Source organism: Terrabacter sp. P5_B1 (assembly GCF_056400505.1).
In genome coordinates this window covers 1-9,097 of sequence record NZ_JBFULD010000169.1, presented here as the reverse complement: position 1 = coordinate 9,097, position 9,097 = coordinate 1, and the positions used below count along the sequence as shown (strand labels likewise).

Below are 9,097 nucleotides of genomic sequence, written 5' to 3'. Positions count from 1 at the left end.
CGCCGACACCGCCGCGTTCTGCGAGTCCTACGACGTGGCGCCCGAGGCGTCGGCCAACTGCGTCGTCGTCGAAGCGCGCCGCAGCGAGGAGACGACACTCGCGGCCGTCATGGTGCTCGCGACGGACCGGGCCGACATCAATCGTGTCGTGCGCAAGCACCTCGGCGCGCGCAAGATCTCTTTCGCCGACCAGGTGAAGGCACAGGAGCTGACCGGGATGCAGCAGGGTGGGATCACGCCCGTGGGGCTGCCCCTGGACTGGCCGGTGCTCGTCGACGAGGCTGTGGCCGCGGCAGGTCCGGTCGTCGTCGGCGCAGGGGTGCGCGGGGCCAAGCTGCTCCTCGACGGTGCCGCCCTTGCGGCCTTGCCGACGGCCCAGGTCATCGCCCTCGCCGTGCGCTGACGGTGCGCTGACGGTGCGCTGACGGTGCGCCGACGGTGCGCTGACGCGACGGTCGGTCAGCCGGCGACGTCCCAGAGCATCTGCGCCCGTTCGGTCGGCGTGGTGCCGCCCCAGATGCCGAAGGTCTCGGGGACCCTCAGGGCGTGGTCGAGACACCGTTGCTGGACGGGGCAGGCACCGCACACCCTGCGGGCCGCCTCGGTCTGCTCGCGGCGCTCGCGCTGGTCGAGCTCCTGGTCGTCGGCGAAGAACTGCTCGACGGCCTTGGTGCGGCAGCGGCCCTGCTCCTGCCACTCGTACGAGGAGTAGGTGGGGCGCGGAAGGCGGGTGATCGTCATGGCTTCCTCCGTCGGGTCCGGTTCTTCGATCTGATGCAGAACCTACGCATAACTGATGCGTTGCACAAGAGACTTGCATAAGTTTATGATCCACTGGGCCTGATCGGCGCCGGGCCGGGCCAGGATGGGAATCGCAGACCGCTCCGCCCTTCCGGGCGACCAACGTGAAGGGTGAGGATCGAGATGAACGCGCACCCGGCAGGCTCGCGGGGGCCCGGCGCGCCGGACCCCGTCGACCCCGACCTGGGGGAGCGCGCGGCCGAGCTGGGCTGGTCGGTCGGAGTCGTGGCCGAGCGTCTCGGGATCGCGGCCCCGACCCTGCGCTCTTGGGACCGGCGCCACGGGGTCGGGCCGAGCGTGCGCACCAGCGGCAACCATCGCCGTTACACGGAGCTCGACATCCGCCGCGTGGAGCTGATGTCCCGGCTCACGGCGCAGGGCGTGCCGGCCCGGAGCGCCGCTGACTCGGTGCTCGCCATGGGTGTGGACCTGGGTGCCGTGGGCGCCTCGGGTGGCGACGTGCCGGTGACCGAGCCTGCAGACGAGAGCCCGCCCGAGCACGACGCCACTGACCTCGTCGAGGCTGTCGTCGCTGCCGCGAGTGCCCTCGACGCCCGCACCCTGTCGCAGCTCCTCCGACGGGTCCTTCGTCGTCGGGACGCCGGCCGGGCCTGGGTCGAGGTCTTCGCGCCGGCCCTGCGGCGGGTGGGTGACCTCTGGCAGGAGGGCAGGGTGGGCGTGCAGGCCGAGCACCTGACGAGCGAGCTGATCCAGTCCGAGCTCCGCGCGGTCGTTCGCGACCACCGGCTCCGGGTCGCGGGGCTGCCGGTCGTGCTCGCCGGTGCCGACGACGAGCTGCACCACCTGCCCCTCATCGCCCTCGAGGCCGAGCTCGCGCGCAACGGCGTGGCAAGCCTCTTTCTCGGCCCCCGCGTGCCGGCGGAAGCCCTCGTCTCGGCGCTGCGTCAGTCCCGGCCGCGTGCGGTGTTCCTCTGGGCCTCGCTGCCGCGCGCGCGGGACGAACCGTTCTGGCACCAGCTCGAGGACCTGGACTGGCCCCTCGAGGTCGTCATCGGGGGTCCGGGCTGGGCCGGCGAGGTCGCGGCGCCCCCCGGGCCCGTGGTCGTGAGGCGGGTCGAGGACTTCGGCTCAGCAGTGCGCGCGTTGGTCCCGACTCCGGCGGGTTGAGGCACTGGGCGAGAAATCGCAACTTCTTGAGGTCGGATGCAAGAGTTTGCAGTCCAGGTCTGGCGCGGTGTCCGATATGGGCGCTAGGTTCTCCCCGGTGGTCGAGCGTCCAGTCGCGGGCGTGAGCGGCCCCGCCCACAAAGGAGTGCGCATGCGCCGTCGCCCGGCCCTGTCCGTCGCCAGCATCTCGGCCCTCGTCATGGCCGGACTCGCCGTCCCGGTGGCGGGGGCGCCGACAGCCCGAGCCGACGCCCCGCGCACGGCCACCCTCGTCGGCACCCTGCAGGACGAGCTCGGCTGCAGCGGTGACTGGCAGCCCGACTGCACGAAGACCGACCTCGCGCTCGTGCCCGGCACGAGCACGTATGCCGCCGAGTTCCGGGTGCCCGCTGGCAGCTACGAGCTCAAGGTCGCGATCAACCACGCGTGGGGCGAGAGCTACGGCCAGGGCAGTGGCAACGTGCCGCTCGTGCTGGCGGCCCCGGCCACCGTGCGCTTCACCTACGACGACACCACGCACGCCGTCGGTGTCGCACCCACCGACCTCCCCGGTGCTGCCACCAACGCCGACTCGAAGCTCGCGGCCCCGTCGCTGCGCAACCTCGCGACGAAAGAGCGCTTCTACTTCGTCATGGCCGACCGTTTCGCCAACGGCGACACGACCAACGACAGCGGCGGCCTCACGGGAGGACCCCTCTCCACCGGCTTCGACCCCACCAACGAGGGCTTCTACCACGGCGGTGACCTCAAGGGCCTGACGAGCAAGCTCGACTACATCAAGGGTCTCGGCACGACCGCCATCTGGCTCACCCCGTCGTTCAAGAACCGCGCCGTCCAGGGGAGCGGGTCCGACGCGAGCGCCGGCTACCACGGCTACTGGATCACCGACTTCACAAAGGTCGACCCCCACCTCGGCACGAACGCCGACATGAAGACGCTCATCTCGGCCGCGCACGCCAAGGGGATGAAGGTCTACTTCGACATCATCACCAACCACACGGCCGATGTCATCTCCTACGACGGCGGCACGTACACCTACGTCCCGAWGGCGACGAAGCCCTACAAGGACGCCCAGGGCAACGCCTTCGACGACGCCGCCGTCGCCGGCAAGCCGGCCTGCACGGGCGGCGCCACCGCACCCAGCTGCTTCCCGGCGATGTCCCCGGCCACCTCGTTCCCGTACGTGCCGAAGGTCGCCGACGCCGACACGGACCTCAAGGTCCCAGCCTGGCTCAACGACACGACGCTCTACCACAACCGCGGCGACTCGACGTATGCCGGCGAGTCCGCCACGTATGGCGACTTCTCCGGTCTCGACGACCTCTTCACCGAGAACCCCAAGGTCGTCTCGGGCATGGCGGACATCTACAAGTCGTGGGTGGACTTCGGGGTCGACGGCTTCCGCATCGACACCGTCAAGCACGTGAACATGCAGTTCTGGCAGTCCTTCTCGCCGGCGGTCCTCGACCACGCGAAGGCGACCGGCAAGAACAACTTCTTCATGTTCGGCGAGGTCTACGACGGCAACCCGGCATACACGAGCCAGTTCACGACGAAGGGCGCGCTGCCTGCGACCCTCGACTTCGGCTTCCAGGGCGCGGCGCTGGGCTTCGCACAGGGCAAGGCGACCACCGGCATCCGCGACCTCTTCGCCGGCGACGACTACTACACCGACACGGACTCCAACGCCTACGAGCTGCCGACCTTCCTCGGCAACCACGACATGGGTCGGGTCGGTGCCATGCTCCTCGCCGGGGGCTCCACCGGTGACGACCTGCTCGCCCGGGACCGGCTCGCGACGTCCCTGATGTTCCTGACCCGCGGCCAGCCGGTCGTCTACTACGGCGACGAGCAGGGCTTCACCGGCCCGAAGAGCGACTTCGGCGACAAGCGCGCCCGCCAGGACATGTTCGCCACGAAGACGCCGATCTACCAGGACGACGTCATCGTCGGGAGCAACCAGCCCGCCGGCACGGCCGCTCACTACGACACGTCGGCCCCGCTCTACCGCGAGATCAAGGGGCTCTCCGCGCTGCGGGCGGCCAACCCGGCGCTCGCCGACGGCGCCCAGGTGCACCGTTACGCCTCCGATGCGGCCGGCATCTACGCGATCAGCCGCATCGACAAGACGGCCAGGCGCGAGTACGTCGTCGTCGCCAACAACGCGACGACGGCCAAGACCGCGACCTTCTCCACGTATTCGGCGGGCTCGAAGCTCGTGCCCCTGCTCGGTGCCACCGCCGACCTCCGTGCGGCAGCGGACGGTCGCGTGACCGTGACCGTCCCGCCGCTGTCGGTGGAGGTCTACCGCGCGAACGGGACCATGGCACAGCCGAAGTCGGCTCCGGCCATCTACCCGACGTCACCGAGCGCAGGCGGCGTCGTGGGTGGCCGTGCCGAGATCGGCGCAGCCCTGCCCGGCAACACGTTCGCCGAGGTCACCTTCCTCCAGCGTCCGGTCGGCACGTCCACCTGGACGCCGATCGGCACCGATGACAACGCCCCGTACCGCGTCTTCCACGACGTGTCCGGTCTCGCCAAGGGAACCCTGGTCGAGTACCGCATGGTCGCCAAGGACCTCGCCGGCCATGTCTCGGCGACGTCCACCTACGGCATCGTCGGCGAGCCGACGACGGCCGGGGGCAGCGGGAGCGGTGGCGGGGTCGGTCCGGTCACCCAGCCCGACAACGTCAGTGTCCCGGGCAGCCACAACTCGGAGATGGGCTGCCCCGGTGACTGGCAGCCGGACTGCGCCCAGGCGCAGCTGGCCCTCGACCCCAAGGACGACATCTGGAAGGGCCGGTCCGACTCGATCCCTGCCGGCGACTACGAGTACAAGGCCGCCATCAACAAGTCATGGGACGAGAACTACGGCGTGGGTGGCGTCAAGGGCGCGGGCAACATCGCCTACACCGCGCCCGGCGGCAAGCCCGTCAACTTCTACTACGACCACCGCACGCACTGGGTCACGAGCGACGCCCAGGGCCCGATCATCACGGCGGCCGGCAGCTTCCAGGGCAGGCTCGGCTGCCCCGGTGACTGGGCACCGGACTGCATGCGCTCGTGGCTGCAGGACCCCGACGGTGACGGCACCTACACCTTCACCACCGACCAGATCCCGGCCGGCAACTACGAGTTCAAGGTGGCCCACGGTCTGGGCTGGGACGAGAACTACGGAGCCGGGGGTGCGCCGGGGGGCGCCAACATCGCCTTCTCGGTGCCGTCCGACGGCGTCCTGACGACGATCTCGTACGTCCTGTCGACGCACGCGATCTCGGTCAAGACGTCCCGGCCGGGGGCTGCTCCCGACCTGACGAAGGCCAAGGCGTACGTCGTCGGTCCAGACCTCGTCGCCTGGCCCGCCTCGGCCCTGCCGGCCGGCGCCGACCCCGCGACCCTGGGCTGGCGCCTGCACTGGTCGGCCGACGGTGGCCTCGGCGTCGACGCCGAGGCCGTGACCGGCGGCTCCGTCGCAGGTCTGACCCGCGACCCGGCGGGACTGCCGGCCTCGCTCGTGGCAGCCCACCCCGAGCTCAAGGGCTACGTCGCCCTTCGCCTCGACAAGGCGACGGCGCGGAAGCTGCCCGAGATCCTCAAGGGCCAGGTCGCCGTCGCGATGTACGACTCCACCGGCTCGCTCCTCGACGCGACGGGCGCCCAAACGGCCATCGCCCTCGACGCGCTCTACGCGTCGTCGGCACGTCGTGGGGACTACGGTGTCAGCGTCTCCGGAGGGCGGGTCGGCTTCCGACTGTGGGCGCCGACCGCTCAGGACGTCACGCTCCTGACCTGGCCGGCCGGTTCGGCCGACCAGCCGGTGGCGACGGCCCGGCGCACGCCCATGAGCCGTGCGGACGACGGGTCGTGGTCCGCCTCCCTCGGCCAGGAGGGCCGCAACGCCCGCTACCTCTACGAGGTGAAGGTGTGGGCCCCGAGCACCCAGAAGGTGGAGACCAACGACGTCACCGACCCCAGCTCCGTGGCGCTCACGGTCGACTCCACGCGTTCGGTGGCCGTCGACCTGCACGACCCGGCCTTCATGCCCACGGCGTGGCGCGCGACGCCCTCGCCGAAGCTCGCCCAGGACGTCGACTCGACGATCTACGAGCTGCACGTGCGCGACTACTCGATGAGTGACACCAAGGTGCCGGCCGCCCTGCGTGGCACGTACCTCGCGTTCGCCGAGAACGGCGACGGCCGCGCCCACCTCAAGGCGCTCGCCAAGGCGGGTCTCAACACGGTCCACCTCCTGCCCACCTTCGACATCGCCTCCATCGAGGAGGACAAGGCCAAGCAGCAGACGCCGCAGTGCGGCCTCGCCTCCTACGCGCCCGACAGCGACCAGCAGCAGAAGTGTGTCACCGCCGTGGCCGGCAAGGACGCGTTCAACTGGGGCTACGACCCCTACCACTGGAACGTACCGGACGGGTCGTACGCGTCGTCGACGCAGGCAGCCGACGGCGGCGCCCGTGTCGCGGAGTTCCGCACCATGGTGGGTGCGCTGCACCAGGACGGGCTGCGGGTCGTGCTGGACCWGGTCTTCAACCACACCCCCGCCTCCGGCCAGGCGGACACCTCGGTGCTCGACAAGGTGGTTCCGGGCTACTACCAGCGCCTCAACGCCACCGGTGCGGTCGAGACCTCGACGTGCTGCCAGAACGTCGCGACGGAGCACGCGATGGCCGAGAAGATGATGGTGGACTCTGTCGTCTCGTGGGCGCGCAACTACCACGTCGACGGCTTCCGCTTCGACCTCATGGGGCACGCCAGCAGGGAGAACCTGCTCGCGGTCCGCTCGGCCCTCAACGCCCTGACGCTGCAGAAGGACGGCGTGGACGGCAAGTCGATGTACGTCTATGGCGAGGGCTGGAACTTCGGCGAGGTGGCCGACAACAAGCTCTTCTTCCAGGCGACGCAGGGGCAGCTCGGCGGCACGGGCATCGGCACCTTCTCCGACCGTCTGCGTGACGGTGTGCGCGGCGGCGGCCCGTTCGACGAGGACCCGCGTCGCCAGGGCTTCGGCTCGGGCGAGGCCACCGACCCCAACGGGGCGCCGATCAACGCCGACGCCGCCACCCGGCTGGGCAGCGACACCGACCTCGTCCAGCTCGGGCTGGCCGGCAACCTCAAGTCGTTCACCTTCCGCAGCCAGAAGAGCGGGACCGTCGTCAAGGGGACCCAGGTCGACTACAACGGCTCGCCCGCGGGTTACGCCGACCAGCCGGACGAGGTCGTCAGCTACGTCGACGCCCACGACAACGAGACGCTCTTCGACTCGCTGACGTACAAGCTGCCGGTCGCCACCTCGATGCAGGACCGGGTGCGGATGAACACCCTGTCGCTCGCGACGACCGCCCTCGCGCAGACGCCGTCGTTCTGGCATGCCGGCGCCGACCTGCTGCGCAGCAAGTCGTTCAACCGCGACTCCTACGACAGCGGCGACTGGTTCAACCGGCTCGACTGGACGGGTGCCGACAACGGCTTCGGCCACGGCCTGCCGCCCGAGGCGCAGAACTCGGCCAAGTGGCCCTTCATGAAGCCGCTGCTCGCCGACTCGGCGCTCAAGCCCGCCGCTGCCGACGTGCGCAGCGCCGACGCGATGGCGCAGGATCTGCTGCGACTTCGCTTCAGCACCAAGCTGTTCCGTCTGGGGAGTGCCGATGCCATCAACGCCAAGGTGTCCTTCCCGGTGTCCGGCACCGCCGAGGCGAAGCAGGGCGTCATCGTGATGCGGATCGACGACGCGTTGGGCGCGGACGCCGACCCGGCCCTGCGCGGGGCGATCGTCGTCTTCAACGCGACGCCGAGCGCCGTGAGCCAGCAGGTGCCGGGGATCACCGGCTCGGTGCAGCTGAGCAAGGTGCAGGCCAACGGTGCTGACAGCGTCGTCAAGCACGCGGCATACGACAGCGGCACCGGCTCGTTCTCGGTGCCGGCTCGCACGGTCGCGGTCTTCGTCCAGCCGAACTGACGTCCCGACGACGGGCCACTCACGAGCCCTCGGGGTCCCGGTCTCCGGGGGCCGAGGGCTCGTGCCGTGCGTCCCCACGTGCGAAAGGGACTGTTGACCTCGGCCCCAGACGCGGGACCCAGCTGTTGCGAGCCCGGCCCGCGGCATACGTTGGTCCGGTGACGACACGTGAGACGAACGACATGACCTACCGCCAGCTCGGCGACAGCGGACTCACCGTCTCGACGGTCGGCCTGGGCTGCAACAACTTCGGGCGACGCCTCGACCAGGAGGGCACCACCGCCGTCGTGAACGCTGCGATCGACGCAGGCGTGACGCTCTTCGACACCGCTGACATCTACGGCCTCGGTGCGAGTGAAGAGCTGCTGGGTGCGGCTCTGGGCAAGCAGCGGGAGAACGTCGTGGTGGCAACGAAGTTCGGCATGGACATGCAGGGTGCCAACGGGCCCGACTGGGGCGTGCGGGGCTCACGACGCTACGTGCGAACGGCGGTGGAGGCCAGCCTGCGGCGTCTCGGCACGGACTGGATCGACCTCTACCAGCTGCACCGTCCCGACCCGCACACGCCGATCGGCGAGACCCTCGCCGCCCTCGACGAGCTCGTGCGTGAGGGCAAGGTGCGCTACATCGGCAGCAGCAACCTCACCGGTTGGCAGGTCGTCGACGCCGACTGGACCGCCCGTGCTGCCGGCACCGAACGCTTCGTCTCGGCGCAGAACGAGTACTCCCTCCTCGAGCGCGACGTCGAGGACGAGCTGGTGCCGGCCTGCGAGCACGTGGGCGTCGGGCTCCTGCCCTTCTTCCCCCTCGCGTCGGGCCTGCTGACCGGGAAGTACCGGCGCGGCGAGGCGGCGCCCCAGGGGACCCGCCTCGCATCGATGGGTGAGCGCCTCGACTCGGCGGACTGGGACACGATCGAACGTCTCGAGGGGTATGCCGCGGAGCGCGGTCTGCGCCTCATCGACGTGGCCATCGGCGGGCTCGCCGCCCAGCCTGCGGTGGCCTCGGTCATCGCGGGGGCGACCCGGCCCGAGCAGGTGCGCGACAACGTGCTTGCCGGGTCGTGGCAGCCGACCGTCTCGGACCTCGCAGCCCTCGACGAGATCACGATCCCGGCGTCCTAGCGCCCGAACCGGGCTCGCTCACTCGACGACGACAGGGTCGTCGGGGCGCGGGCGGGCGCGCACCGACTCGCTC

At 70.5% G+C, this 9,097-nt stretch carries 5 protein-coding genes; 4 read left to right on the top strand and 1 reads right to left on the bottom strand.

The window, feature by feature from the left end:
* Nucleotides 1-403 (top strand): YbaK/EbsC family protein (locus tag AC1DP0_RS13100; protein WP_478084995.1); only part of this gene is annotated, 403 nt, incomplete at its 5' end.
* Nucleotides 404-459: 56 nt separating this feature from the next.
* Here AC1DP0_RS13100 and AC1DP0_RS13095 read toward each other — a convergent pair.
* Nucleotides 460-741 carry a WhiB family transcriptional regulator gene (locus AC1DP0_RS13095; protein WP_442279701.1) on the bottom strand — a complete coding sequence of 94 codons (282 nt, stop codon included), beginning with the start codon at nucleotides 739-741 and terminating at the stop codon, nucleotides 460-462.
* A gap of 183 nt (nucleotides 742-924) precedes the next feature.
* Here AC1DP0_RS13095 and AC1DP0_RS13090 point away from each other — a divergent pair, with 183 nt between their 5' ends.
* From AC1DP0_RS13090 to AC1DP0_RS13080, 3 genes are all read left to right on the top strand, one after another.
* Entirely contained in the window at nucleotides 925-1,929 is a 1,005-nt protein-coding gene (locus tag AC1DP0_RS13090) for a MerR family transcriptional regulator (protein ID WP_478084994.1), read from the top strand.
* Between the two features lie 151 nt (nucleotides 1,930-2,080).
* Nucleotides 2,081-7,900 (top strand): pullulanase-type alpha-1,6-glucosidase, encoded by a 5,820-nt coding sequence (gene pulA / locus AC1DP0_RS13085; RefSeq protein WP_478084993.1) that lies wholly within the window; start codon nucleotides 2,081-2,083, stop codon nucleotides 7,898-7,900.
* A gap of 182 nt (nucleotides 7,901-8,082) precedes the next feature.
* Nucleotides 8,083-9,024 (top strand): aldo/keto reductase, encoded by a 942-nt coding sequence (locus AC1DP0_RS13080; protein ID WP_478084996.1) that lies wholly within the window; start codon nucleotides 8,083-8,085, stop codon nucleotides 9,022-9,024.
* Nucleotides 9,025-9,097: the final 73 nt, after the last annotated feature.